23 protein-coding genes and 1 pseudogene are annotated in these 24709 nt (G+C 60.0%); 6 read left to right on the forward strand and 18 right to left on the reverse strand.

Annotated elements, in window-relative coordinates; genetic code table 11:
- Window position 1: 1 nt before the first annotated feature.
- Window positions 2–1066, reverse strand: a complete 1065-nt coding sequence (locus A3AY_RS0110625) for a quaternary amine ABC transporter ATP-binding protein (protein WP_018325660.1) — start codon at window positions 1064–1066, stop codon at window positions 2–4.
- Between the two features lie 781 nt (window positions 1067–1847).
- Here A3AY_RS0110625 and A3AY_RS37035 point away from each other — a divergent pair.
- Window positions 1848–2582 (forward strand): GntR family transcriptional regulator, encoded by a 735-nt coding sequence (locus A3AY_RS37035; protein ID WP_083925944.1) that lies wholly within the window; start codon window positions 1848–1850, stop codon window positions 2580–2582.
- A 307-nt stretch (window positions 2583–2889) separates the two neighbouring features.
- Here the strand turns inward: A3AY_RS37035 and trbI are convergent, their stop codons facing one another.
- The 12 genes from trbI to traI form a co-directional block, all read right to left on the reverse strand.
- Window positions 2890–4197 (reverse strand): IncP-type conjugal transfer protein TrbI, encoded by a 1308-nt coding sequence (gene trbI, locus A3AY_RS0110635; protein ID WP_018325662.1) that lies wholly within the window; start codon window positions 4195–4197, stop codon window positions 2890–2892.
- 11 nt (window positions 4198–4208) lie between these two features.
- Window positions 4209–4670, reverse strand: coding sequence for a conjugal transfer protein TrbH (gene trbH, locus A3AY_RS0110640; protein ID WP_018325663.1), 462 nt, complete (start codon window positions 4668–4670; stop codon window positions 4209–4211).
- On the reverse strand, window positions 4670–5458 hold the full coding sequence (gene trbG, locus A3AY_RS0110645) for a P-type conjugative transfer protein TrbG (RefSeq protein WP_018325664.1): 789 nt from the start codon (window positions 5456–5458) through the stop codon (window positions 4670–4672). Before trbG ends, trbH begins: the two co-directional genes overlap by 1 nt.
- Before the next feature lie 73 nt (window positions 5459–5531).
- On the reverse strand, window positions 5532–6194 hold the full coding sequence (locus A3AY_RS0110650) for a conjugal transfer protein TrbF (protein WP_018325665.1): 663 nt from the start codon (window positions 6192–6194) through the stop codon (window positions 5532–5534).
- Between the two features lie 15 nt (window positions 6195–6209).
- Window positions 6210–7400, reverse strand: a complete 1191-nt coding sequence (gene trbL, locus A3AY_RS0110655; RefSeq protein ID WP_018325666.1) for a P-type conjugative transfer protein TrbL — start codon at window positions 7398–7400, stop codon at window positions 6210–6212.
- On the reverse strand, window positions 7394–7615 hold the full coding sequence (gene trbK, locus A3AY_RS0110660; RefSeq protein ID WP_018325667.1) for an entry exclusion protein TrbK: 222 nt from the start codon (window positions 7613–7615) through the stop codon (window positions 7394–7396). The genes trbL and trbK overlap by 7 nt, the downstream gene beginning before the upstream one ends.
- Complete coding sequence (trbJ, locus tag A3AY_RS0110665) at window positions 7612–8421, reverse strand: P-type conjugative transfer protein TrbJ (protein WP_085995023.1); 810 nt, start codon at window positions 8419–8421, stop codon at window positions 7612–7614. The genes trbK and trbJ overlap by 4 nt, the downstream gene beginning before the upstream one ends.
- On the reverse strand, window positions 8393–10855 hold the full coding sequence (locus A3AY_RS0110670) for a conjugal transfer protein TrbE (protein WP_018325669.1): 2463 nt from the start codon (window positions 10853–10855) through the stop codon (window positions 8393–8395). Before A3AY_RS0110670 ends, trbJ begins: the two co-directional genes overlap by 29 nt.
- Before the next feature lie 10 nt (window positions 10856–10865).
- Window positions 10866–11165, reverse strand: a complete 300-nt coding sequence (locus A3AY_RS0110675; protein ID WP_018325670.1) for a conjugal transfer protein TrbD — start codon at window positions 11163–11165, stop codon at window positions 10866–10868.
- Entirely contained in the window at window positions 11158–11565 is a 408-nt protein-coding gene (gene trbC / locus A3AY_RS0110680; protein ID WP_018325671.1) for a conjugal transfer pilin TrbC, read from the reverse strand. The genes A3AY_RS0110675 and trbC overlap by 8 nt, the downstream gene beginning before the upstream one ends.
- A complete protein-coding gene (gene trbB, locus A3AY_RS0110685) occupies window positions 11555–12526 on the reverse strand; it encodes a P-type conjugative transfer ATPase TrbB (RefSeq protein WP_018325672.1) in 972 nt (323 codons plus the stop codon). Before trbB ends, trbC begins: the two co-directional genes overlap by 11 nt.
- Entirely contained in the window at window positions 12523–13155 is a 633-nt protein-coding gene (gene traI / locus A3AY_RS0110690; RefSeq protein ID WP_018325673.1) for an acyl-homoserine-lactone synthase, read from the reverse strand. The genes trbB and traI overlap by 4 nt, the downstream gene beginning before the upstream one ends.
- Window positions 13156–13521: 366 nt before the next feature.
- Between traI and repA the strand changes: the two genes are divergently transcribed.
- From repA to repC, 3 genes are all read left to right on the forward strand, one after another.
- Window positions 13522–14736: a plasmid partitioning protein RepA gene (gene repA / locus A3AY_RS0110695; protein ID WP_026203309.1), complete on the forward strand. Its 1215-nt coding sequence runs from the start codon at window positions 13522–13524 to the stop codon at window positions 14734–14736.
- Window positions 14733–15755: a plasmid partitioning protein RepB gene (gene repB / locus A3AY_RS0110700; protein WP_026203310.1), complete on the forward strand. Its 1023-nt coding sequence runs from the start codon at window positions 14733–14735 to the stop codon at window positions 15753–15755. Before repA ends, repB begins: the two co-directional genes overlap by 4 nt.
- Window positions 15756–15910: 155 nt before the next feature.
- Window positions 15911–17125, forward strand: coding sequence for a plasmid replication protein RepC (gene repC / locus A3AY_RS0110705; RefSeq protein WP_026203311.1), 1215 nt, complete (start codon window positions 15911–15913; stop codon window positions 17123–17125).
- Between the two features lie 654 nt (window positions 17126–17779).
- On the opposite strand, the gene A3AY_RS0110715 is transcribed toward repC, so the two are convergent.
- The 4 genes and pseudogenes from A3AY_RS0110715 to A3AY_RS0110735 all read right to left on the reverse strand — a co-directional run bounded on the left by A3AY_RS0110715 (window position 17780) and on the right by A3AY_RS0110735 (window position 21965).
- Complete coding sequence (locus tag A3AY_RS0110715) at window positions 17780–18439, reverse strand: HNH endonuclease (RefSeq protein ID WP_018325679.1); 660 nt, start codon at window positions 18437–18439, stop codon at window positions 17780–17782.
- Window positions 18432–19604 carry an ATP-binding protein gene (locus A3AY_RS0110720; RefSeq protein ID WP_018325680.1) on the reverse strand — a complete coding sequence of 391 codons (1173 nt, stop codon included), beginning with the start codon at window positions 19602–19604 and terminating at the stop codon, window positions 18432–18434. Before A3AY_RS0110720 ends, A3AY_RS0110715 begins: the two co-directional genes overlap by 8 nt.
- A gap of 124 nt (window positions 19605–19728) precedes the next feature.
- Window positions 19729–20806: pseudogene (locus tag A3AY_RS35010) on the reverse strand (tyrosine-type recombinase/integrase).
- 25 nt (window positions 20807–20831) lie between these two features.
- A complete protein-coding gene (locus tag A3AY_RS0110735) occupies window positions 20832–21965 on the reverse strand; it encodes a site-specific integrase (protein ID WP_018325681.1) in 1134 nt (377 codons plus the stop codon).
- A gap of 127 nt (window positions 21966–22092) precedes the next feature.
- Between A3AY_RS0110735 and A3AY_RS0110740 the strand changes: the two genes are divergently transcribed.
- A complete protein-coding gene (locus A3AY_RS0110740) occupies window positions 22093–23052 on the forward strand; it encodes a DUF1403 family protein (protein ID WP_018325682.1) in 960 nt (319 codons plus the stop codon).
- 2 nt (window positions 23053–23054) lie between these two features.
- Window positions 23055–23747: an SMC-Scp complex subunit ScpB gene (gene scpB, locus A3AY_RS0110745; RefSeq protein WP_018325683.1), complete on the forward strand. Its 693-nt coding sequence runs from the start codon at window positions 23055–23057 to the stop codon at window positions 23745–23747.
- A gap of 321 nt (window positions 23748–24068) precedes the next feature.
- On the opposite strand, the gene A3AY_RS0110750 is transcribed toward scpB, so the two are convergent.
- Window positions 24069–24698, reverse strand: a complete 630-nt coding sequence (locus A3AY_RS0110750) for a 3-oxoacid CoA-transferase subunit B (protein WP_018325684.1) — start codon at window positions 24696–24698, stop codon at window positions 24069–24071.
- Window positions 24699–24709 lie beyond the last annotated feature (11 nt).

Below are 24709 nucleotides of genomic sequence, written 5' to 3' on the forward strand. Positions count from 1 at the left end.
GTTATCGGTGCTCCTTGATAGCCGACAGCAAATTTTGTTTCGTCACCCTGCCAACGATCATGCCTGCTTCGTCTTCGATGAAGATGGTGTCTTGCCCGCGTGCTGCCACATTCACCAGTTCGTCTAGCGTTGAGTTGTAATTGAATACCAGGGCGCGCTCGCGGTTGATCGTGGTGGGGGTCGTTCCCTCATCTAGAGGCTCCATCACATGCGCCGCTTTGAGAAACTGCAGCCGCGAGATCCCACTTACGAAATCCGCAACATAGTCATCGGCTGGGTTTGAAACGATCTGCGCCGCCGTTCCTATTTGCACAATCTGCCCGTCTTTCATGATCGCGATGCGATCGCCTAATCGAAAGGCTTCTTCGAGATCGTGTGTAATAAAGAGCGTTGTCTTGTTGAGACTACGCGACATGTCAGCGAACAAAGTCTGGAGATCGCGTCTAATGAGAGGGTCCAGAGCACTGAAGGGCTCATCCATCAATAGAATTGAGGGGTCGACGGCCATAGCCCGAGCGATCCCTACGCGCTGACACATACCCCCAGATAGTTCTGAGGGATATCGGTCTTCCCAACCCTTCAAACCTATTTGGTCTATGATCGACTGAGCGCGTTCCCATCGCGGCAACTTGTCGACGCCGAGAAGCTCAAGTCCGAACGCAACATTATCCCGTACTGTGTGATGAGGAAGGAGAGCGAAGTTTTGGAATACCATTCCAAAAGTCGTTCCGCGCAAATGCCTTAGCTTGCGGCTGTCGAGCGCTCCGATATCTTCGCCATCTATAAGTATCTTACCAGAGGTTGGATCAATCAGCCGATTGATATGCCGGACTAGCGTCGATTTTCCGCTGCCGGATAGCCCCATGATGCAAAGGATCTCGCCCCGCTTTATTTCGAAACTTACGTCGCGGACAGCAACCACGCAGCCAAATTTTGCCAAGACCTCATCTTTATTAAGGTCGTGACGTTGAATTGCGTCTAAAGCCGCACTCGCCTCATTTCCGAAAACTTTCCAGACGCCCGCGCAAGCAACTGCGATATCGCGCTGGATACTCGCGTTCATCATATAAAACCTCGTTCCCTTATTATTAATTCACGCTAGGACGGCGTAACGCATTTGTCAATTCCTGTGCACATGTCGGCGCTAGTGTAATCCTCATTTTTCTAATGGTCGTCACCTTCATTCGGGAGAGGTGGAGCTTTATCGTTATATTTCAGGCATTTGTGGACTCTCCATGTAAGCTGTTTTTCGAAGTCAGAAAGTTGACTCCTGCTAGCTTGTGCACAACCAGCCACTTTGGGAAAGTTGTCGTCTGAGATGGTTGGCCTTGGGAGTTCGGTACAGATGCCAGAGGCGAACTTTCGCGCTCTTGAAAATGGATAGGTGAAGTACGAACGAAGGGGTAGAAACCATCGGCGCCTACGCGGCACGACAATTCTGCTCAATGCTGAGGCGCTACTGGCCCAAAAGGCTCCGCTGATTGATGCAAATACGGCAACCGAGCTCGACATTGCCATCGCGATCGCCAGGTCTTATCTCGCCCGGACAGCTCAACATCGCTGCCGTGACCCCTTGGCTCAGCGCGCCAAAAAGGGCCGGAAATGCGCGTGGCTGCACATGTGCACATCGGGCCTTTGAGATCGGTAAACGCTTGTTGAATGCGAACACAGAGTTTACAAATTCGTCGCAATTTCTTGGCGTTGTCTTGAGCTGACGTGTCACTCTTACCAAATCCAGATATCGCGTTGTACACAAGAACGCCAAGTTGTAGAGTGTGTTCTGGCCAGCGTCTAAGCGATGCCGTACGATCGATGCCAGTGAGTCTGCATTTCCTAGGGTGCTGAAAATGCCGGAAGAAAACTTACTTTCTTTGAATTTGGGCGCGCTAAGCGCCGCTGAACGATTTGAAATCATTCATGACGAAATCAGGCGCCGCATCTGCTTTCTGATCTATCCTCCTGGGAGTCCGCTGAGCGAGACAGCTCTTGCATCGGAGTTCGGTGTAAGTCGCACTCCAATCCGAAGCGTTTTAGCGCAGCTTGAGGCGGAGGGTCTCATTGAGACGCATCACGGCGCGGCAACGCGCGTCACCTACATTGAAATTCAAACCCTTAGAGATGAGTACGAATTGCGCATGAATTTGGCAGAATTAGCAGGCTCGATGGGCCTTCTTCCTGCTACGCAGAACCACATCTCGGATTTGGAGGACATTTGCGAAGAGCTCACGAAGTTTAGGAAAAATCCAACCTCCCTCGGATATGCGCAAATCAATCTTAGATTCCACAATGTGATTCTTGGACGGGTCCGGAATCCTTCGCTCCGTACTTTAATCGATCGGATGTATTTCCGTACGTCAAGGTTGTGGGTCGAAAAAATTCCCCACGTTGATTGGGATAATGAAATTACGAACTTCATCAACCAAGTTCGTTTAATGGCTGAGATGTTCAAGACAAATGACGACAGAGGGAGCGGCATCCTTCAACGTCACATTATCTACACAAGCTTGCTACGCTTTGTTGATTACGGCGATGAAGAAGAAGTAGCGCCATTAAAATCGAGCTACAGGGGCTCGCAAGCCTGAACATATTCGTTCGGCCGGATCTGACTGGAAACAATATGAGAAAGACATTCGGAAGATTTTTTGCGAGAGTTCGCTCAATCCCTTCTTACCGTCCTCTCCACCGATGTGCTACGAGGAAGTTGTCAGGAAATGGGCCTATTGGCATCCTTAACGTGTACATTTTTCTTTCTCGTGGCGCCGGAGTGGATGAAGGGCATGCTCTCGCCAATGTTGATCTCGGTTCAGAACCGGTGTAATCCGCGTGGAGTTCAACCACGTGGCTGGTCGCTGTGCTTTCTCCTTGGAAATGTAAATGATACCACCTGATTTAGGGTAGCCTGCCGTATTCACTTGGAAACACAATATCCTGATCGACTAGCACGTTGAACCGATAACCCGGTCTAATCTCCAGGGTGGGCTGAACGTTCAGGTTTTTGCTGATCGTCTGCTCGGCGACGCGACCAAAACTCTCCGCGAAATTCCGCCGCGCCGCATCGGACGCGGTCTCCTGCGTGGCGAGGGTCGAGCTTTGCGGCATCGACGCATCGATGCCCGTCCCGATCAGCGCAATCAATGCTGCGGAACCGAAGGTCCGCCAATAATGATTGTTCACCTTGTCATTGAAGCCACCATAGCCTTGGGCATCGGTCCCAGCCATGCCGCCGATCTGCAGCGTTGATCCATTCGGAAAAATCAGGTCGGTCCAGACGACCAGAACGCGGCTTTGCCCGAACGACACCTTGCTATCATAGCGGCCGAACAGTTTGGCACCCTGCGGGATCAGCAGCCGGTGACCTGTCGCGCTGTCATAAACGTTCTGGCTCACCTGCGCCGTGATGCGGCCGGGAAGGTCGGAATTGATGCCGGTGATCAGGGTTGCCGGGATCACCGAGGCCCGTTTCAGCTCAAAAAGCGATTGCTGCGGCACGACACGGTTCGGCAAGTAGCCGAGGTCCTTTAGATCGCTGTTGAAGAAGTCCTCCTTCGAGGTCTGTCCGTTCTGATCGGTATTTTGACCGAGGAGGCCGTTTTTCAAAGCGGCGGCATAAAGGTCCGGCGTCGTCGTATTCGTCGATGACGCCGTGCTCGTTTCAGCCGTCCTTTGGTCGTTTGCTTTCGCGCTTGCCTCCAGCTTGCTGCGGTCGATGGCAAGTGGTGCATCATGGGCGGCATCGTTGGCCTGCAAGCGGGCCATTCTCTGGCGCTGCCGCTCGCGCAGATACTGCTCCTGTTGCTCACGCTGCAGCCGCGCCCGCCAGGCAGCTTCCGGTTCCAACTCCTGCTTTTGCTCCTCCGCCTTGATCGGCTGTGTCGCGAAAGGATTGGCCGCTTTGTCGTCCTTCTTCTCGACCGGCGTTGGCTGAAAAGTCACTTGGCTCTCGGTGTCGCCGATGATGCCATCGGTAACACCGCGCTTGATCTGGTCGGCAAAGGTCGAGGCGGGCGTTCCTGGGCTCGTCTCCAGGCCGCTGTCTTTATTGACGAACAGTCCGCGCGAGGTGAGCCCATAGAAGATCACTCCGAGGAACGTGACCACCAGTACGATGACGATGATGATCGGCAGGCGGTTGATCCGGCGCATGCCGGATTGCGCCTCATCGTTCGTGGCGCCACCGAGCTTGAGCGATTGTATCATCGTTTTCTCCCTCACCCGCGCTTGAGAAGCGAGAGCGCGCTTGCCGGGGTCGCCCCACTCGCAGTGACGGTATAGGCACGTCCGAGCTCGACATTGGGAGTCGACAACCGTGCCAGCACCTGTCCCTCGAAGGGCACGACCACATAGGCGAGCGCGACGACAGCCTTTTTGGCATCGGGCTTCTGGTCTGTAACGACCGCATAACCCCAGCCTTTGAGCGCCGCTTCTAATGCCTGCCCGAACGGAGAGGTATCGGGCTTGATGAGGACCGTCGCCTTGCCCGGTCCGATCTGCTCGGCTAGGCGGCTGACCATATCGCCGGCAATCGCGCTGGCCGCCGGCCCGGAAATCTCCGGCGGCGCATCGCTGGCGACAAGGCCCTCGGTGCCGACGGTCTGGCATCCGGAGAGGAGGAGGACGAGGAGGCCGGCGGCGGCTAGCCGGCGGATCGACCGAACAGGAACAGCTCTCATCACCGCCCTCCCCGCCTGATCGTCACCTTCTCCTGTTTCCAGCCGACACCGGAGACCAGGACGGCTTTGTCGACGTTGTAGTCGACGATCATCATGTCGTCCTTCATGCGGTAATTGACGATCCGGTTCTGGCCGCCGGAAACGACGAACAGCACCGGTGCGTCCTGACCGGAAATCCTGCGCGGGAACTGGATGTAGGTCTTCTGCCCGTCGCTATAGACGCGCGTCGGCCGCCAGCCGGCTCGGCCGGAAACGGAATAGGAAAAGCTCAGCTGCTCGGCCGGCACATTGGCGCCGGGAATGGTGCTGGCCTCCAGCCTGGCATTGATGTCGGCAAGCTTGGCCGACACGTCCTCAGGGTATTCAAAGCCGACGCGCGCCATATATTGCGTCGGATGGGATTTGAGCTGGATGTGGTAAGTCCGCCGCGAAGTGGTGACCACCATCGAAGTGACAAGCCCCGGCTCGGACGGTTTGACGATCAGATGGATCGCCTGTCCGCCGGCTGCACCCGATGTCGCGGGCTCCACCTTCCAGCGCACGGTATCGCCAACCAGAACATCCCGCACCACCTCACCTGGCTGCAGCTCGATATCGCAGACCTGTAACGGCGAGCAGACGACGGAAGGCTGCACCTCGCCATAAAGGAAAATGATCTTTCCATCGTCGCCTTTTGTTACGAGGCCGCGGGTGCCACGCCACTTGCCGGAGATATCGATGCCCTTTCGTTCGTTGGCTGAGACATCTTGAGCCAGCGCATTCGCAGTGAACGCGGTTCCAAAGATCAAGCTAGATATCAATGTCAGGGCCAGTCCGGCGCGGCCGTTCCTTATTGTCGTGTTCATGAGGTGGCCATGCCTTTCAAAGCTGTGCAGTCCAGTCGAAATCCCTAAGATAAAGACCGATCGGGTTGAGGCGGATGACGCCCTCGTCCTGGGGCGGAGTGAGTGTCACCGTGGCGATGCCGCGGAAGCGGCGAAGAGCGGTCTCCTTGCCTTTCCGGTCGCGCTCGAACTCCGTCCAGTCGATCTGGTAGGATTGATTGGAGAGCGCCACGATATTGTTGACCTCGATGGCCACGGTCGCGTTCTTCGCCTTCTCGAATGGCGAACTCGACCGAAACCATGCATTGACCTTCTCGGTCGCGGGATCAGAAGTCCTGAGCAGCGCATAGGTCCGGTCGATATATTGTTTCTGGACCACCGCATCCGGCGTCACGGAGCGGAAGTTCGACACGAAGCCGCCGAGGGTGGCGCGCACGACGCGCGGGTCGGCATATTCGATCTGTTGCGGGAAGCCGGCTGTCGCGGCCGTTCCGAGCTTGTCGACCTCGACGATGTATGGGACGAGCTTCACTTGCGTGCTCTGATAAAGCGCATAGGAAAAGCCGACGACCGCCATGAGCATGCCGGTGATACCGACGACGCGCCAGGCAGAGGCCGACTTCACATAGGACCCGTAGCGCTCATTCCATTCCTGGCGGGCGGCAAGATAGGGGTTATCGGGGGCGCGATTGGCTGCCATCTTCCCGTCCTCTGATTACGATTGATCGTGGCGTTCGGGAGGGGGCGTGCGTCCGCTGGAGCCGCTACGGTGTCCGTCGAGCTTGGCGTTCGCCAGACCGAGCAGCGAGCCGGCATAGGCGCCTGGCGACCCGATTGCCTTTTCCTTGGCCGCAGAGCCGGCGGCCTGTCCCGCCGACCAGATGCCGGCGCCCATCCCACGCAGGGCAGCACCCGCGAACGACGATCCCGCGGACCGCGCTGACTGCCCTGCCGCAAATCCCGCCCCGGCAGCGCCGCCGGTAAGAAACGCTCCGCCCGCCGCAAATGACGCCGCCTGTCCGCCGTGACGGATCGCCTCCATGCCGCCGGAGACGGAGGCGCCCTGCACCACGCCCTGGATGATCGGCGGCACATACATAGCAATGACAAAAACGACGACGGAGATACCGGCGATCGCCAGCGTCGAAATGAACTGGTCGGTGTCGGTGGAAGGCGTCTCGGCAAGACCCAGCAGGATGTCCGAGCCGATCTTCGAGATCATCACCAGCGCCATCAGCTTCATACCGACAGAGAAGGCATAGACCAGATAGCGGATGGCAAAGTCCTTGGTATAGGACGAGCCGCCGAGCCCGAGCATGATCATGCCGGCAAGCAGACCGATATACATTTCCACCATGACAGCGACGAAGATCGCGGCGACGAGGCTGAAGGCGACGACCACCACGACCATGGCGAAGACGGCAGCGATCGCCAGCGCATTGTCTTCCCACAGTCCGAACTTCGCCTGCTCGGACATCTTTGACGCCACGCGAATACCGGCGTCGAAGATATTGGCTGGCGACGCCGACCCACCGCCGGCGCCGATCTGATAGAGGCTGTCCACGACTGCCTTGCCGACTGTCGGGCCCTGATCGAGGATGAAGGCGAAGAAGCCGATGAACATGATGCGGCGCACGAGTTCGGCGAACCAGGCATCAAGCGAGGCGGCATTGATCGCCAGCCATACGGCCGCAATGCCGACTTCTATCCCGGCCAGGATCCAGAACAACGATCGCGCCGCATTGGTGATCGTCGTTTCCCAGCCTTTCACGGCCGTGGAGACAGAGTTTTCCAGCGTGGTCAGCACCTGACCCTGCTGGGCAAGTGCCGGCGCGCTTGCCAGCAACAGAATGCCGATAGTGACAAAGGCAAGCTCCAGTTTGCGGGACGGACGGACAATCACCATCTCGGTTTCAGCTCCTGCCCGCCGCGGATGTTGCGCTCCGTATCGCCGCCGAAGAACTTTTCCCGGCGCTCGCGCCGTGCATCGGCCGATGATGGCTGCACGGTATTGCCTCCAGTCGCTTGAGCCGGGGACATCTGCCAGTGGGTCCAGCCGACGCCAGCGCCGAAGCCGACGATCGCCGCCAGTGCGAGGGCAATGATCAGACGCGCGCTCACCAGCGTGGCTCCATCGTCTGGCCGCCACGGATATCGTGCTGGGGCGCGTTGAAGAACTTCTCGCGCCGTGCCTGGGCGAGATCCTTTTGTGCCTGTTCCGACTGATACCAGGTGCCCATCATGGTCATTTGCTGCGAGACGAGACCACGCAGCTTCTGAATCTGCGCCACTTCCTGGGTGGCGATCTCATGGCCAACCTGCAAAGCCTTCATCTGGCCGTCAGCGCTTTCCGACATCGTACGCAACGAAGACATGGTCGATTCCTCGCTCGAAAACTGCTCGGCCGTCAGGTTCGCTGCCTTCAGGGTACCCGCGATCGTGTCCCTGTTAGTGTCGGACCAGGACTGGTAGGTGGTGGAAAAGCTTGCCTGGGTCGGCAGGTTGTTTTGCATCTCGGCGTAGCTTTGGAACCGCTGCTTGAGCTGGTCGTCGATATTGCCCATCGAGAACGCGATGCCCTGCCCCTGCCCGACGATGCTCTGCAGGCGGTTAAGATCGCTTTCGACCTGGCCCCAGATGTGGTCCGGCAGCTGCGCGGTGTTCTGCAACATGTTGTCGTAGATCTTCAGCTGGTTCTGGATCTGCTCCGCCAGCTGGTTGATCTGGGTGATCTGATTGTTCACCTGCTCGGCAGACTTGCCGACCAGCGAGATGAGCTCGGCATTGTTGGCGAGCTGGGTGAACTCCGTCGCCTCGCCGGTGACGCCGCCGGCCGAGCCCGATGCAGGCACCGCCATCGATGCCACGATGGCAAGTACCGTGACAGTGCGCCGCCGGTCAGACCTTTCCGAGATATGTTTCCGCATGAGCAATCCCTCTTTGTTGCAGCCAGAAAAGCGGCCAGTTGTCGCCGTGTTCGGCGTGGAGCGCCCGGATGCGCTTCAGGTCTTCCTTGCCGGAGGCTCCGACGAAAGAGAGCGCCACGGGCCCGAGCGCCATGTCGAAGAGCCGGCGTCCATCGGGTGAGGCGACGTAATATTCGCGCTTCGGCAGTGCGGTCGCGACGATCTCGATCTGCCGCTCGTTGAAACCGATCCGTTCGTAGAACTCCCGCGTGCCGGGCTCGCGTGCCGCCCCGTTCGGCAGGCAGATCTTCGTCGGGCAGCTTTCCTTTAGCACGTCGATAATGCCGGAACGCTCCGCATCAGAGATCGACTGCGTGGCGAGCACCACCGCGCAATTGGCCTTGCGCAGCACCTTCAGCCATTCGCGGATCTTGTCGCGGAACAAGGGATGACCGAGCATCAGCCAGGCTTCGTCGAGGATGATCAGGCTGGGCGCGCCGGTGAGGCGCTTCTCAACCCGGCGAAACAGGTAGGTCAGAACCGGCACCAGATTGCGCTCGCCCATGTTCATGAGCTCTTCGACCTCGAAGCACTGGAATGCGCCAAGCGTCAGGCCGTCTTCCTCGGCATCGAGAAGCTGGCCCATCGGCCCGTCGACAGTGTAATGATGGAGCGCATCCTTGATCTCGCGCATCTGCACGCCGCTGACGAAATCCGACAGCGACCGGCCGCGTGACTGCGCCATCAAAGCGATCTGCTTCGAGATCGCATTGCGGTGGTCGGGCGTCACCGTGACCCCCTGCAGCGCGACCAGCGTCTCCAGCCATTCTGTCGCCCAGGCGCGATCGCCATCGGTCGCCAGTCCCGCGAGCGGGCAGAAGGCGAGCCGCCTCCCCTCCCCTTCCCCGCTCGCATCGCCGCCGATCTCGTAGTGGTCGCCGCCGACGGCTGATGTCAGCGGCAGCATGGATCGCCCCTTGTCAAAGGCAAAAAGCTGCGCGTCTCGGTAACGTCGAAACTGCGCAGCGATCAGCGCCAGCAGCGTCGACTTGCCCGAGCCCGTGGGGCCGAAGATCAGCGTATGTCCGACGTCGTCGACATGCAGGTTCAATCGGAACGGTGTCGAGCCGCTGGCGACCTGCATCAGTGGCGGCGAACCGGATGGATAGAACGGGCATGGCGCCACCGGGCTGCCGGACCAGACCGAGTTCAGCGGTACGAGGTCGGCGAGATTGCGGGTGTTGATCAGCGGCTCGCGGATATTGGCGTAGGAAACACCGGGCAGGCTGCCGAGGAAGGCATCTGTTGCATTGAGCGTCTCGATCCGGGCGCCAAAGCCTTCAGCCTGGATCAGCCGGCGGATCGCCTCGCACTTTTCCTGAAGGCGCGGCTGCTCATCGTCAAAGAGGACGATGACGGGCGTATAGTAGCCATAGGACACAAGTTGCGAGGCCGCTTCCGCGATCGCGTCCTCGGATTCCGCCACCATCATCATGGCGTCCTGATCGAGCGAGCGGCTTTGCGTCTGGAACAGCTGGTCGAAGAACGGCCTGACCTTCTGCTGCCATTTCTTGCGTGTGCGCTCGAGCCGCGCCCGCGCTTCCTGTTCGTCGAGGAAGACGAAGCGGCTCGACCAACGATAGGTGAGCGGCATGAGATCAAGGGCGTTGAGAATGCCCGGCCAGCTCTCGGCCGGCAGGCCGTCGATCGCCACGACGCCGAGAAAACGGTTCTCGACCGTCGGCGTCAGGCCGTGCTGAAGCTCTGCCGTCACCAGCCAGTCGAGATACATGGGGATTTCGGGCAGGCGCACCGGGTGGTTCTCGCCGGTGACGCAGAAGCGGATGAACTGGAAGAGTTCGTCGTAGCGCGCCACCCGAAAACCGCCGCGCTCTTGCGCCTCCTCAGTCCGCATCCGGCGGATCGTCACGACGTTGGCGAGATATTGCTCGACTTCACGGATTGAGCTGCGGAAGGAATCGAGCGCGCTATCGGCATAGGTCGCCGAGCGGGAGCCGGCATCGGCATAGACGTAGCGCGTCAAACCCGAGCGTCGCGGTTCCGGCGGCCGCCAGGTCAGGATCAGTGCGTGCCGGCTCTCGAAATGTCCCCGCTCCCGCCCGAAATGCGCCCGCCGCTCCGCGTCGATGGCGCGCGTGGCTGGATCGGGGAAATGGCAGTCGGCTTCATCCGGGTAGTCTGTTGTCGGCACCCGCGCTGCTTCGACCTGGATCATCCAGCCCGAACCGAGGCGCGACAGGATCGCGTTGATTTGCCGGCTGACTTCGTTGCGCTCGGTGTGGGTGGAACTCTCGCTATCCGGCCCCGCGAAATACCAGCCGGCCATCAGGCTGCCGTCCTTGAGCAGCATGATGCCATTGTCGACCAGACCGGCATAGGGAACGAGATCGGCAAACGAGGGGCCGGACTGCCGGAAGCGTTTGAGAGCAACCATGGCGCGACCCTCAGTAGCGTCGCCAGGGCGTCGAGGTTGCCCTGTATGCGGATCTGTAGGAGACGTGCCGGAGATAGACCCGGCGCATGAGCGGGTCGGATTTCGCCATCATGCGAAGGGCTGCGATTGCCACGAGCCAGAGCGCCAGCCCGAAGATTGCCGCATACCAGGTGAGCACGACGAAGATCAGGATGATCGCCGCAAGTCCGCTCAAGAGCACCAGCTCGCGATCGGCGCCCATCAAAAGATTGGGCCGCGATAGTGCACGGTGGATCCGTGAGCGCACAAGGTTGGAGCCGGACTCAGCCATGAGCCCCCTCCCCTTTCCGCGGCGAGAATTGCGCCAGCTCGATGGTGTGATGCCTGGTCTGTGGCGCGATGCTGCCGACCGTGGCGCCGGTGGCGCCGAACAGACCGACGATCTGGGTTGCGCCGAGCAGGACACCCCCGACCAGGGCGATGTAGCAAAGCCGTCTGGCAAAGTCGTTGAGCTCGCCGCCAAAGATCAGCATCCCGCCGGCGATCGCCACCGCGGCCAGCGCAATGAAGCCAGCCACTGGACCGGTGATCGATTGCTGGATCTGCTGTAGCGGTGACTCCCACGGCAGGCCGCCGCCGCCGGTTGACGCCAGTGCCGGTGAGGTCAGTACAATCGCCGCCGCGAGAGCAACCGCGCTGCCGAGCAGTAGGTGATGACGTTTACGCTGCATGACTGTCCTCATCGATCTGGGCATAGTGTTCGGTTTGATAGGTCGAGCCCGTGAAGCCCTCGACGTGGATGACGTCGCGGACACGCCGGCCGCGCCCGGTCCGCTCGATCGAGACGACTAGGTCGACGGCTTCGCCGATCACCTCGCGCATGGGCTGCGGGCTGGCTTCGGCCGTGAGCTGCTCGAGGCGGCGAAGCGCGGACATCGCCGTATTGGAGTGAACGGTGGTGACGCCGCCCGGATGACCGGTGTTCCAGGCCTTGAGCAGCGTGAGAGCGGCGCCGTCGCGGACTTCGCCGACGATGATCCTGTCGGGACGCAGACGCATCGTGCTTTTGAGGAGCCGCGCCATGTCGACGCTGTCACTGGTATGGAGTGCGACCGCGTTCTCGGCTTTGCACTGGATCTCGGCCGTGTCCTCGAGGATCACCATCCGATCCTCGGGCGCCGTCTCGACGATCTCCGCGATGACCGCATTCGCAAGCGTCGTCTTGCCGGAGCCCGTGCCGCCCGAGATGACGATGTTCATGCGCGATGAGATCGCAGTCCTGAGCACCGAGGCCTGCGCTTCGGTCATAACCTTCGCCTTCACGTAGTCATCGAGTGGGATCAGCCGCGAGGCGCGGCGCCGGATCGTGAAGGTGGGCGCCGACACTACTGGGGGGAGCAAGCCTTCGAAACGGTGACCGCTGATCGGCAGCTCGCCGGAGATGATCGGCTGCTCGTGGTCCGCCTCGGATTGAAGTGCATGGGCGACGCTGCCGATCACGACCTCTGCGGCGGCCGACGTCATTTCGCCGGCCGGCGCGATGCCATGGCCAAGCCGCTCGATGAACAACCTTCCATCCGGGTTCAGCATGATCTCGACAACGGTCGCGTCGTCGAGCGCGACGCAAAGCTCGTCACCGAGCGCGTCCTGAAGCTTGCGGACCAGACGGGAATGGGAACGCAGCTGGGTCACGCTGCGCTCCTGACACCGTTGTTCCGTGCGAAAGTGGAACGATATCCCGCCGGGCGGACGCGCTCGAAGCTCAAGCGGTCGGCTGGCAGGCAGCCGGCGACAGCCATTGTGTTGCCGATCGCGGCAGGTTCGCCAAGGCGCTTCATCGGCCATCCGGCACGTTTCAGGATACGCTCGAAACGAAGATCGGTCGCCGTGACGATTTCGCGGTAGCCGCTCGCCATCGACCACTCGATGATGCCGGCAAACATGGTGAGCGTTGCGAGATGCAGTTGGCCCTCTCCCCTGCCCGCTTCGAGCGCGGTGTCGACGCAAAAGCGCGAGCTCTCCACCATATCCGCATGTCCGAAGAGCGAGCCATCTGCCAGCAGCTTCGGGAAGGTCTGTTCGACCATGGTCGGACCGGACGCGGGCAGAAGACGGGCGCAGCCCGCGACCCGATCAGTCGCATCGAGCGCCAGGATGTAGGTTGGCCCGAGGCCGTCATATTCGTCGCGTTCCTCGTCGGCCGCGATCTCAACGTCCCAACCCAGGCGGGAGCCGAAGACCTGGGCCCGCAGGCGGTGCATCTGCGTCAGCAGCCCGTAATGGCGCTCATAAAGGTCTGGCGAAACGACGAGAATGCGCATGTTCCACTCCGTTGTGAATCGAATTGCGCATCTATCAATCATCACGACTCGGCCGTGGCTACGTGCAATTTTGCACCTCGGCGATTCCACCGAATCGGGGTTTAGTGCCGCCAAAACGGTCATCAAAGGTGTGGATGAGGAATGCAGATCTGATTTTCCGGATCGAGGCCGGGAGAACAGAAGGTCGATCTAAGTTGCGGAAGTGTATGAATGAATCTGAATTCGCGGAGAATTTGCAGCGATCGCGTTAACTTCTTGTTAACCAAAAAGATCTTGCTCACCGACCAGAATCGAAGCTTATTGTCACTGGCGGAACTTTCTCGGTTTCGCGAAAAATATCGCCACTGGCAAGAAATGGGTTTTGAGATGGCGAAGACCGCCGCGAAAGCAGCACCCGTATTTGAAGGGTTGACCGCATTGATGGAGCGTCATGCCGACGCCCTCTCCAGTCAACTTCAAGCACATCATCTCAAGGTCTTCCCTCCGACCTCCGAGAAAGGCATTCGAACATTTGCGCCATCGGAGGCGTCCAAGCTGCTGGGCGTCGGTGAGTCTTATCTAAGGCAGACCGCTTCGGAAATGCCGGAGCTGAATGTCAGCATCAGCCCGGGGGGGCGGCGGACTTTCTCGATTGAAGACATTCACGCAATCCGCAAGCACATGGACCAGGTTGGCCGTGGCAGCCGACGCTACTTGCCGCATCGGCGAGACGGTGAGCAGCTGCAGGTTATCTCGGTGATGAATTTCAAGGGTGGGTCGGGAAAGACGACCACCGCCGCGCATCTCGCACAGTACCTGGCAATGCGCGGCTACCGAATCCTGGCAATCGATCTCGATCCTCAGGCAAGCCTTTCCGCCCTCTTCGGCAGTCAACCGGAAACGGACGTGGGCCCGAACGAAACGCTTTACGGTGCCATCAGGTATGACGAGGAGCAGGTACCGATCGAGCAAGTCGTCAGAGGGACCTACATTCCCGATCTCCACCTGATCCCCGGTAACCTCGAATTGATGGAATTCGAGCACGACACGCCGCGTGCGCTGATGAAGCGGAAGGAAGGCGACACGCTCTTTTACGGTCGGATCAGTCAAGTCATCGAAGACATCGCTGATAACTATGACGTCGTCGTCATCGATTGCCCTCCCCAGCTAGGCTACCTCACGCTGTCGGCTCTGACGGCGGCAACGTCCATCCTGGTCACCGTGCATCCGCAAATGCTAGACGTGATGTCGATGAACCAGTTCCTGGCCATGACATCGAACCTCCTGCGGGAAATCGAAAACGCCGGCGCGCAGTTCAAGTTCAATTGGATGCGCTACCTGATAACCCGTTTCGAACCAAGCGATGGACCGCAAAACCAGATGGTCGGCTATCTGCGGTCGATCTTTGGTGAGAATGTCCTGAATTTCCCGATGCTCAAAACAACAGCGGTTTCGGACGCCGGCCTGACCAACCAGACCCTTTTCGAAGTCGAACGCAGCCAGTTTACGCGGTCGACCTACGATCGAGCATTGGAGGCCATGAATGCCGTCAACGACGAGATCGAAAGCCTGATCAAAAAAGCATGGGGTAGACCGACATGAGCCGCAAGCACATCCTCGGAGTCTCTACAGACGCACCCGATACGTCATCAGCAGAGAACCGGACGGCAAAGAACCGCTCCATGCCGCTTCTCGGCGTAGTAAGGAAAGAGCGCGACCCATCAACGAAGCTGACCGCGAATATCGGCAACGCACTGCGCGAGCAGAACGACCGTCTTGGCCGTGCGGAGGAGATTGAGCGGCGTCTTGCCGAAGGCCAGGCTGTGGTGGAACTGGACGCCTCGTCCATCGAGCCATCCTTCGTGCAGGATCGCATGCAAGGGGACATCGACGGCCTCGCTGTTTCGATTCGCGAGCAAGGGCAGCAGGTCCCGATCCTCGTAAGGCCTCATCCCGACCAGCCCGGCCGATATCAGGTTGCCTTTGGCCACCGTCGGCTGCGCGCCGTTTCGGATCTTGGCCTTCCTGTAAAGGCAGTCGTTCGCGAACTGACGGACGAGCAACTTGTCGTAGCCCAGGGTCAGGAAAACAATGAGCGGGAAGATCTTACTTTCATCGAAAAGGCGCGGTTCGCGCATCGACTGAACAAGCAGTTTTCACGAGAGATCGTCATCGCTGCCATGTCGATCGACAAGAGCAATCTGTCGAAGATGCTCCTGCTTGTCGACGCCCTCCCCGCCGAACTGATCGATGCTATTGGCGCCGCTCCAGGAGTTGGACGCCCAAGCTGGCAACAACTGGCAGAACTCGTCGAGAAGGCAGCTTCCGCATCGGATGCGATCAAATTTGCGACCTCGGCAGAGGTACAGACGCTGCCATCGGCAGACCGATTCAAGGCGGTGATCGGCCACCTGAAGCCGCGTCGGATCGCGCGTGGGCTTCCGGACGTTATGTCGACCCCGGATGGCGACAGACTTGCGCAGGTGACACAGAGCAAGAGCAAGCTGGAGATCACTATCGACAGGAAGGCGACGCCCGACTTTGCGGCCTTCGTACTCGAACATCTGCCGGGGCTTTACCAAGAGTACCGCGCCAAGATTCAACGCAATCAAGGAGACTAACCCGCAAAAGAAAAGAGCCCCCTCAACGTTGCCGTCGCGGAAGCCCTTCTGTCTCTTTAGCACGAACAGAATCGCATTTCCTCGAATCTTCGTCAAGAGTCTTTGGCGCCGTTTTGGTGAGCGGATTTCTTTTGCCTGCTGAAAGGTGAAAGACGATGCAGACGGGAAGTGTGACGACGCCATTCGGGCGGCGGCCGATGACGCTTGCGCTCGTGCGGCGCCAGGCGGCCTTGGCCGATATCAAACAAGGCAAGACTGCGGACAAGTGGAAGGTATTCAGGGATGCTTCCGCGGCCATGGAACTGCTCGGGATTCAGTCCAACAGCCTCGCGGTTCTTGATGCGCTCTTGAGTTTCTATCCCGAGAATGAGTTGCGGCAGGACGCACAACTGATCGTCTTCCCCTCGAATGCTCAGCTTGCACTTCGAGCCCATGCGATGGCGGGCGCGACTTTGCGTAGACACATCGCCATCCTGGTGGAAGCCGGCCTAATCGTCCGGAAGGATAGCGCCAATGGAAAGCGCTACGCCCGTAAGGACGGCGACGGCCTGATCGAGAGCGCCTTCGGCTTCGACTTGTCGCCGCTCCTGGCACGGTCCGAGGAACTGGCGATGATGGCGCAGCAAGTAATGGCCAACAGAGCGGCGTTTAGGAAGGCGAAAGAAAGCCTGACGATCTGCCGTCGCGACGTCCGGAAGCTGATCACGGCCGCTATGGAGGAGGGCGCCGAAGGCGATTGGCAAGCGATCGAGGACATCTATGTGGGGCTTGTGAGCCGAATTCCGCGCGTTCCGACGCTTGCCGACGTTGCGACGATCCTTGAGGAAATGGGGATGCTTCGCGAGGAGATAGTCACTCGATTGGAAATTCAGGAAGAATCCAAAAATAGTAGCACCAATGACGCTCATAGTGAGCAGCACATACAGAATTCAAATCCCGAATCCATCTATGAACTTGAACCGAGCTCCGGAAAAGAGCTGGGAGCGAGGCCGAGCGAAATGCGCCGGTCGAAGAGTGAGCCGATAAAGGCGTTCCCGCTGGGTGTGGTGTTGAAGGCATGCCCGACGATATCGGACTATGGACCGGGCGGCGCAATCGGGAACTGGCGCGATTTGATGTCGGCCGCGGTGGTCGTTCGATCGATGCTGAAGGTAAGCCCCTCCGCCTATCAGGAGGCCTCCGACGCTATGGGGCCGGAAAATGCGGCCGCGGCGGTCGCTTGCATCTTGGAGCGTGCGAACTTCATCAACTCGGCTGGCGGCTATCTGCGGGATCTTACGAGGCGCACGGAACGAGGAGAGTTTTCCCTAGGCCCCATGATAATGGCGTTGTTGAGAGCAAACGGGCAGGGGAGTTTGCAGGCTGGATAGGCTCCGAGCTTGGCCTCGAGATCCGATTCGGGTGGAGCGGCGCGTGGAAGCGGCGAAGGCAATTTTCATGGTGGTCAGCTGACCACAGTTCTAAGAACCTGAAAACCCACGGATTATGCGGGCCAAGTCGTTCTAGCTCTTCTGGTCGCAGGCTGGTGAGCCGCGTGTGGTGTGATTGAGAACACGGGTTTCGCCGCGCCCGATCGGCAAGCGCCTGCGCTGGCACCAGCAGCACCGGCCGGTGCGAACTGGCGGAGATCGGCGGCGGAACGCATGAGGCTGTCCATGACCTCTTGGACGGGCTTAGGGATGGTGGGCCGCTCCAGTACGGAGATGCAATTGAAGGGTGTTACCGATCCGACTGCCCGCCGTCAAGCGCCGGGGCCCACCCTCTCCGCCTTCAGCCATGATAGGGACCTGGGGGAGGCTGATGATCCTTGCTGAACGAGTCAACCTCACAGTCATACCCGTCAGTGCAGGGGCACCGAAGGCGCGCTTTTCTGGTGGTCAGCTGACCACCGTCCTAAACAACTGAAAAATATGGGGTTTCTGTACGGTATTCTGTTGAGCGAGTTCTTATCTCCGGGTAGACGGGAACTCACTTCAGCGGGATGCCAGCCCCGTGAAGCTGTCTCAGGGCAATTCAAATCCCAGCTACTGATCGAATTGCTTGGCAAGCGTACGGACCTTGGCCGCCAGTTCCGTTTCAAGGCTTTCCCCTTCAAGGCCCTGCGCTTTGTCGAAACTGTCGACCTGCAGTTCATGCAAGGCGAAGAAATCATCGGTGTAGATCGCCTTTTCACTCCCAACCTTTTTGACGAATACAACGATGTTCTTGGTGTCAACCTGTGCCTCGAGCCGTATCAGGTGCTCACCGTAGGCATCGAAGTTCGGGTGCACAAACCGATAGTTCTCGCTATCTTGAAATTTGGTTGAATCATCCGCATCGACGACAAAGCCGTCCCCACTGCGCTTGAACTGCATGTTGCAGCGCTTGCATGCACCTGCGAGATTCCACATCGCATAGCTGAATGGCTTGTAGACCGGCTTTCCCTTGGGAAGGATGTGCTCGCGATCGGTCATATACGGGCCTGCCCCATTGAGGTTCAGGCGGCAATAACAGCAATTTCCGCCATGGCGCGCGAGGTGATAGGCGAGGATCTTGTCCTTCGCGTTTTTGAGCGCCTGCAGTTCGTTCTCGTCCTCGGACTTCCAGTCCCAGGGCTTTTCTGTTTGCAAGGCCTTCTCGACCGCTGCAGCTTCTTCCGTACTCAGCTGAAAATCGTCAAGGGCCGGCAAATAGCGGTCAACCATCGCTCTTGTCGACTCCGCGCCGCTGTTGATCGACCTGCCCGATCAGGTCTTCAACCGCTTTGAAAAACTTCCGTTGTTTTTCATCGAAGCTCTTGATCGCCATATCGTTGACAAGCGCAATAGCGCTATCGCGGGTAATTTCACCGCGTTCCACCCGCGTAACGACACCTACCATCTCCTCACTTACGAAATGGCTTGCTGGCGTGATCACATCAAAAGCCCGCCAAAGAACTCCTTCCACGTTGGCTGCGGAGGCCTTGGCCTCCTTCAGGTCAACTGCGGACGGCTCGCCATTCTGAATTTGAAACACAGAGACAATATCGGGCAACGCTCCAAGAGCACCAACGACGATCAATGGAGCGTGGGTCGCGACGACAATAGTCGCGTTACGGTAAGAGACTGCAGCGACGATCTTCTCGAGGTACTCCCGCTGCCATCGGGGATGAAGGCTGTTCTCTGGCTCGTCAATAAGAATGACCGGGTCCTGGCCGATGGAACTGATCAAGAATACGAGGGAGGAAATCAGTGCCAGTTCCCCCGAACTGGCGTTGAGAAGCTCAATGACTTCGCCGTCGTGCCGCTCCAGGAAGACCTGAATTCCGCGGATGCGTCCAAGCCGTCGAAGGCTATCCTCGCTGCGGAGGATAGCTCCGAATTCTCGTCCCAATGAAAACGACAATGCTGATTCCCCTTGGTCAATCCAAAGAATTTCCTCCGGGTTATGCCGACGCAAGAATGCGACGACAGCGTCGTAGTCGTTTGGATCGAACAGGAAATCTGCTGGGTCTAAATATGCCGTGTACGGGTCTGAATCGACGAGGAACCCGAAACGTGGCCGGTAACCGCAGTATTCAAGGATCGCTCCAATCTGATAAAATCGCGAGTCATGTTGGTTGATAGTCCTTCCAATCGCGCGCTTAACGATGCTCTTTGGAGACCTGCTGCCTCTCCCGGCCGAGATACGCTTCAACCCACGCAAGCCCGAAAAGCGATCATGCGCGGTGTTCGAAATGATCGCTAGATCCCGATCACCGCGGATCTGGACCGCGAGTTCGCGGAGGAAGCGGCTCTTTCCAGAACCGTTGGGTCCCACAAGGATGGCCAACTTCTCGGCGACGGGCCCATGGTCCACCAGTCCAAGCCGTTGCAAGTTTGAGGGGGCCATTTGAAGTCCTGGTTGGCATATTTCGAGCGTAGAGGACAGCTACGCTACTCAGCGGCGGCTCGGAATCAAGCCCTCCGATGAATACCCTGTCCGTAATCCTCTTCAATATCGTCTAGCGCGGTCTTCAGAGCATCCGGGCGGCCTTGCCACTTCGCCGTGCCGCACTGTTATAGTAGCTTGACGCGTGCTGCACGGATCGATGCCGCGACCGCTCCATCGCTTCGGGTAGGGGAATGCCGCGATTGGCGGCCTCGGTCAGATAGCCGGAGCGAAGGCCGTGCGCCGAAAACTCCCGCGCCTCCAGCCCGGCCTCCGTCGCCCGTTGCTTCAGGATGGCATTCACCGCCTGCGGATCGAGCGCCCGCCGCGATACATTCCCCCAGCGATGAATGGCCAGGCACATACTGCCGCTATCGATGTTCGCCGCCTAGAGCCAGGCGTTCAGCGCCCCGACCGGCCGGCCGGTGAGGTAGACGATTTCCTCGTGATCGGCGCCGCTGGTTTTGGTGCGGCCGAGGTGAATGGATCAAGACGGAAGGGGCGTGCCGCACTCGTCGACAACCGGATCTTGGCCTTCAACTGCTCCTTGTGTAGGCCGGCGACTTCGCTGCGGCGGCGGCCACCGGAGGCAAGGGCAACCATCAGCAGCGCCCGGTCGCGCCGATCGCGAAGGCGGTCCTACAGGTGGCGAGCAGTCTGGCGAGGACGGCGCCAGTCACGGCCTTGGCGCTTTTTCTCGTCGTGGACGGCCGGGCGGATCGCCGACTTGAGGGCAGGGGAGGCGAAGTCGCCGTCGAGCCCCCGCCACTTTGTCAGCGTCGACCAATTGGGCAGCCGCCGGCGCACCGTGCACCCGACGCGTGCGGCCCAGTCGCCTTGAGCAAGCCGGCGGCGCGCAAAGTCTGATCGACGTCGGCCGGCATGCCGTGATCACTGTCGACCTCGCGCTTGGCCGGATCCCAAAGGTGATGGGCGACGAATTTCAGGAGCAACGCCTCGGGCGCCGGCCAGGGCAGGGTAGCGCCCGTCGCCGAAAGCGCCCATGCCTCGATGTAGGCGAGGTCGGAGGCAAACGCGCGGAGCGTGTTTTTCCCCATGCCGCCGTTGACGAGGTGTTTTAGGGTTTCGACGTCCTGGTCGGTCAACAGCTCGGGGAACTGATCGCGCCGATCGATCGGCAGCACTGGGGCAATTGTGTCCAACTGATCGGGCGAGGGGAGGGGCCTCTTAAAGCCCCGATGCCTTTGTCAGATTGGTGCGGAAGCGGTCGCGCCGCCGCTGATACTTGCGCGTCATCTCGGCCGAGGCGTGCCCCAGCTGTTTCTGAACATACCGCTCCTCAATATCGGCCGAGGATGCAAGGCCGGCGCGCAGCGAGTGACCTGAGAACAGCAACGCACGTTCGCCTTCCGGAAGATCGGAACGAACGCCGGCGGCGAGTGCGGTCTGCTTGACCAGACGGGCGACATGCTTGTCCGAAAGCCGCTCGACGTCGACCGTCTTGTTGTCCTTGAAGATGCGGCGAAAGAGGGGGCCGCGCGCAATCCGGCCGAAGCGGATCCAGCTCTCGAGGGCAGCAACCGGGCAGGTCTCGCTGGAGGCGCCGCGGCCGACCTCGACCTCGCGCCATCCGGTTTTGCCGCGCAGCGTCACCAGGACGCCTTGGTCGGGAAAAATCTCGATCCAGCCATGGCCGTCGCTCTTGTCGTCGCGGACGATATCGAGACCGACGATCTCGGAGCGGCGCAGGCCGCCCGAAAAACCCAGGAGCAGGATGGCCCGGTCGCGCAGGCCCCTCAGATCATGGCCAAGCGTGTTGACCATCGCCTTGATGTCGTCGCCAAGCACGGCCTCCTTCTGCCGCGGCGGCTTTGCGTGCTTGCGGCGTATGCCGGCGAGCACCGTGGCAATATGCCGGTCGGAGCGATCCATCGGCACGCCGCGCTGGGTAAAGTTCCAGGCGAGGCCGGAGAGACGTCGCTCGATCGTTGCGACCGAGAGGGCAGGGGTACTGCGTTTCGGACCGCCAGCAGTGGTGTCGATGACACTACCTGAGGCACAAGCGCCGATGTAGAGGCCGATGACCTGGCTTGACGGCGGCGTGGGCTCAAAACCTTCGCGGCGGCACCAGGCGGTAAAATGCCGCCAGTCCTTGGCATAGGCGTCGCGGGTGTTTTCGGAACTGGCGGCGTTGGCATAGGCCGTCGCCGTCTCGACCAGCGCTTCCAGCCGCGCCGGGACACGCGGTATCGGCTGCGTGGCGGGGACTGAGTCGCCCATTTCGCTACCGATATCGACCATACCAGGGAGATCGCCGTCGGTTTCGTCGATTTTGGGCGTGTTTGTCGGGGGATTTTGCATGATTTGGGACGCTATCACTTTATGTCCGATAATGCAATCTTACCGGACATAAACCAAGAGCGACAAGCGGTGCGGTTTATAGCGAAACTGGTGGCGTAAACTGCGCGTCTTGATTAAGCTCCGTGTCATGGATTCGCGCCTCCGCCCACCGCTCATGACCCCGATCGCGCCTGCAGCCGTGCTGACCCTGCCGGCCTGGGCGAGCGCGCGCGCCCACGATATGAGCGAGGCGGACGCCGCCTTCGCCGCCGGCATCGCCCTGAAATCCTTGGACGATCTGGTGCGCGCCGAACCCGCCTGGGCCGGCTGCTGGCGTCAGCGGCTGGCGTTGAGATGCGCGCAATCCGCCGTGCAACTGCTCGGCCGCAACGAGGGCGAAGCGGCCTTGCGCGATGCGGTGCTGCTCACCGCTGATGGAGACGATCCCGGCCCGGCGGGAGTCATGCTTTTGGCCTTCCAAAAGCTGGCGGCGAAGAAGCGGACGATCGGCAGCAAAGTCTTGCAGGAGCTGGCGGACTTGATGGGGTTGCGCCGCGACGGCCTGGACGCGCTCACCGACCTGTTCGATACCGCGCTGCAGTCGGGCCGCGCCATCCCCTTTGCCGTCGCCGATCTGGTCGCCAAAATCTGTGCCGCCCGCCCCGATGCCGAAATCCTGGCCTGGTGGCTGGCCGATCGGCTGCTGGCGGAAAAGCTCGGCTGGCCGTGTGGCGTGCCGCTGCTCATGGGTGAACGCTACGGCGCGGCGTTCAGGACGACCGGCGGCCGGGGGAGGGTGCGGCCTGGCGAACCCGGTTTTGCCCGGGCGGTGTGCCTGGCGCTCGTATCAGGAACGACGGAAGCCCTGCGGCAGGCCAATGACATCGGCCGGCGGGCCGAGAGATTGCTGACGGTGGCGCCGAAGCTGCGGACCAAGGGCGCCGGTGTCGTCATCAAAAAACTGCTTGACGAAGACGCTGTGCCAGCCTCGGCCCCTGGCAGCCATCTCTCGCGCTGGGCGGCAACGCGGCTGTTCGAACGGCTGGAAGGTTTTGGCGCTGTGCGTGAACTCTCCGGCCGATCATCGTTTCGGATTTTTGGGCTCTGACGATGGCCGGAGCGAACGCAACGAGGGGAGGGAGGAGGAACACGACGAAGTCGGAGGACAATGTCCTCCTCGATCGCGAACTCGAGGACCTGCCGCCGGAACTGCGTTGGCGGGAGTGGATGCTCAGGGTGGAAGCGGTGATCTTTGCTGCCGCCGAGCCGGTCAGCCGCGAAACGCTGGCGCGCGTGGTCGGCCGGGATTGCAGCATCGATCTTCTGATCGACGATCTGCGCGAGGAATTGCGGTCGCGTCCGTATGATATCGCTGCCGTCGCCGGCGGCTGGCAGCATCGAAGCCGCTCGGCTTATGCGTCCGCGATCCGCGCCTCGCAGGCGCCAACGCGGTCATCCTCGGTCGCAACTGCGTTATCGGAGCAGGAGGCGGCGGTGCTGGCGGCGATCGCCTACCTGCAGCCGGTCACCCGCGGCGAGCTCTCCACCATGTTCGGCAAGGAGGTCAGCCGCGACACGATCGCCGGCCTTCGTGACGCCGCCTTCATCAGTTCTGGCCCGCGCAGTCCGACACCCGGCGCGCCTTACACCTATGTAACGACCAAACAGTTTCTGTCGGTGTTCGGTCTCGAAACGCTGCGCGACCTGCCCGACATCGAGCGGCTGGAAGATGCCGGGCTGCTCAGTCGAAAGGAACTGACATCAGATTCATTCGAAGGAACAGAGAGTGACCTTGATCACTAGGCGCCATCGAAGACGGACACAGCACGTAAAATTAAATATAGGCTGTGAAAACGTCACGATTGTTACTTATAGAATATCGATGGTGAGAAAACGGTCTCGAAGAGACCTGGTATAATAAACTATAACTGCAAGATAACGTTGATTTCACAAATCATTTACGATGGTTTCAACTTTGGATCTGTTAAAATTACCCATCTCAAGTCGGCTGCGGCCGATTTCGGACGCCGGCGCCGCCCTGACGCGTCTAGACGACGCATCGCCCGCTCGCCAGTCGGGCGAGGGTGGATCGAACGATAACTTCTCGGCAAAGAACCGCCAGGCTTAGTTGACGATGGTCGCTTCGGTGGCGCTGCGGATCTCGCCGTCGCTCACGCCCTCGGCAAGCTCGACCAGCTTCAGTCCGCCCTCGACGACGTCGAGCACACCGAGATTGGTGATGATCCGATCGACGACGCTTTGTCCGGTGAGCGGCAGGGTGCAGGCCTTCAGCACCTTGGATTCGCCGGCCTTGTTCGTGTGGTCCATGACGACGACCACTCGCTTGACGCCGGCAACGAGATCCATTGCGCCACCCATGCCCTTGACGAGCTTGCCGGGGATCATCCAGTTGGCGAGGTCGCCGTTCTCAGCCACTTCCATGGCGCCGAGGATCGCCATGGCGATCTTGCCGCCGCGGATCATCGCGAAGCTCTGCGCTGAATCGAAGAAGGCCGAATCCGGCAGTGCCGTCACCGTCTGCTTGCCGGCATTGATGAGATCGGCATCGATCTGGTCCTCGGTCGGAAAGGGACCGATGCCGAGCAAGCCGTTCTCCGATTGCAGCGTCACATGGACGCCTTCAGGGATGTAGTTCGCGACTAGCGTCGGAATGCCGATGCCGAGATTGACGTAGGTTCCGTCTTGAAGTTCGCTGGCAGCACGCGCCGCCATCTGGTGTCTGTCCCAGGCCATGTCTCTTCTCC

This window comes from Rhizobium giardinii bv. giardinii H152, from assembly GCF_000379605.1.
GTDB lineage: Bacteria > Pseudomonadota > Alphaproteobacteria > Rhizobiales > Rhizobiaceae > Pararhizobium > Pararhizobium giardinii.

Bases quoted from the DNA above. Each gene is read 5' to 3' on its own strand.
- repA (WP_026203309.1), top strand. From the start codon at position 13,522: ATGGCGAAGACCGCCGCGAAAGCAGCACCCGTATTTGAAGGGTTGACC.
- trbH (WP_018325663.1), bottom strand. From the start codon at position 4,670: ATGAGAGCTGTTCCTGTTCGGTCGATCCGCCGGCTAGCCGCCGCCGGC.
- A3AY_RS37035 (WP_083925944.1), top strand. From the start codon at position 1,848: ATGCCGGAAGAAAACTTACTTTCTTTGAATTTGGGCGCGCTAAGCGCC.
- trbL (WP_018325666.1), bottom strand. From the start codon at position 7,400: ATGGTGATTGTCCGTCCGTCCCGCAAACTGGAGCTTGCCTTTGTCACT.
- A3AY_RS0110750 (WP_018325684.1), bottom strand. From the start codon at position 24,698: ATGGCCTGGGACAGACACCAGATGGCGGCGCGTGCTGCCAGCGAACTT.
- A3AY_RS0110625 (WP_018325660.1), bottom strand. From the start codon at position 1,066: ATGATGAACGCGAGTATCCAGCGCGATATCGCAGTTGCTTGCGCGGGC.
- A3AY_RS0110670 (WP_018325669.1), bottom strand. From the start codon at position 10,855: ATGGTTGCTCTCAAACGCTTCCGGCAGTCCGGCCCCTCGTTTGCCGAT.
- trbJ (WP_085995023.1), bottom strand. From the start codon at position 8,421: ATGCGGAAACATATCTCGGAAAGGTCTGACCGGCGGCGCACTGTCACG.
- A3AY_RS0110720 (WP_018325680.1), bottom strand. From the start codon at position 19,604: ATGGCCCCCTCAAACTTGCAACGGCTTGGACTGGTGGACCATGGGCCC.
- trbI (WP_018325662.1), bottom strand. From the start codon at position 4,197: ATGATACAATCGCTCAAGCTCGGTGGCGCCACGAACGATGAGGCGCAA.
- traI (WP_018325673.1), bottom strand. From the start codon at position 13,155: ATGCGCATTCTCGTCGTTTCGCCAGACCTTTATGAGCGCCATTACGGG.
- scpB (WP_018325683.1), top strand. From the start codon at position 23,055: ATGGCCGGAGCGAACGCAACGAGGGGAGGGAGGAGGAACACGACGAAG.
- A3AY_RS0110650 (WP_018325665.1), bottom strand. From the start codon at position 6,194: ATGGCAGCCAATCGCGCCCCCGATAACCCCTATCTTGCCGCCCGCCAG.
- repC (WP_026203311.1), top strand. From the start codon at position 15,911: ATGCAGACGGGAAGTGTGACGACGCCATTCGGGCGGCGGCCGATGACG.
- A3AY_RS0110715 (WP_018325679.1), bottom strand. From the start codon at position 18,439: ATGGTTGACCGCTATTTGCCGGCCCTTGACGATTTTCAGCTGAGTACG.
- repB (WP_026203310.1), top strand. From the start codon at position 14,733: ATGAGCCGCAAGCACATCCTCGGAGTCTCTACAGACGCACCCGATACG.
- A3AY_RS0110675 (WP_018325670.1), bottom strand. From the start codon at position 11,165: ATGGCTGAGTCCGGCTCCAACCTTGTGCGCTCACGGATCCACCGTGCA.
- A3AY_RS0110740 (WP_018325682.1), top strand. From the start codon at position 22,093: ATGGATTCGCGCCTCCGCCCACCGCTCATGACCCCGATCGCGCCTGCA.
- trbC (WP_018325671.1), bottom strand. From the start codon at position 11,565: ATGCAGCGTAAACGTCATCACCTACTGCTCGGCAGCGCGGTTGCTCTC.
- A3AY_RS0110735 (WP_018325681.1), bottom strand. From the start codon at position 21,965: ATGCAAAATCCCCCGACAAACACGCCCAAAATCGACGAAACCGACGGC.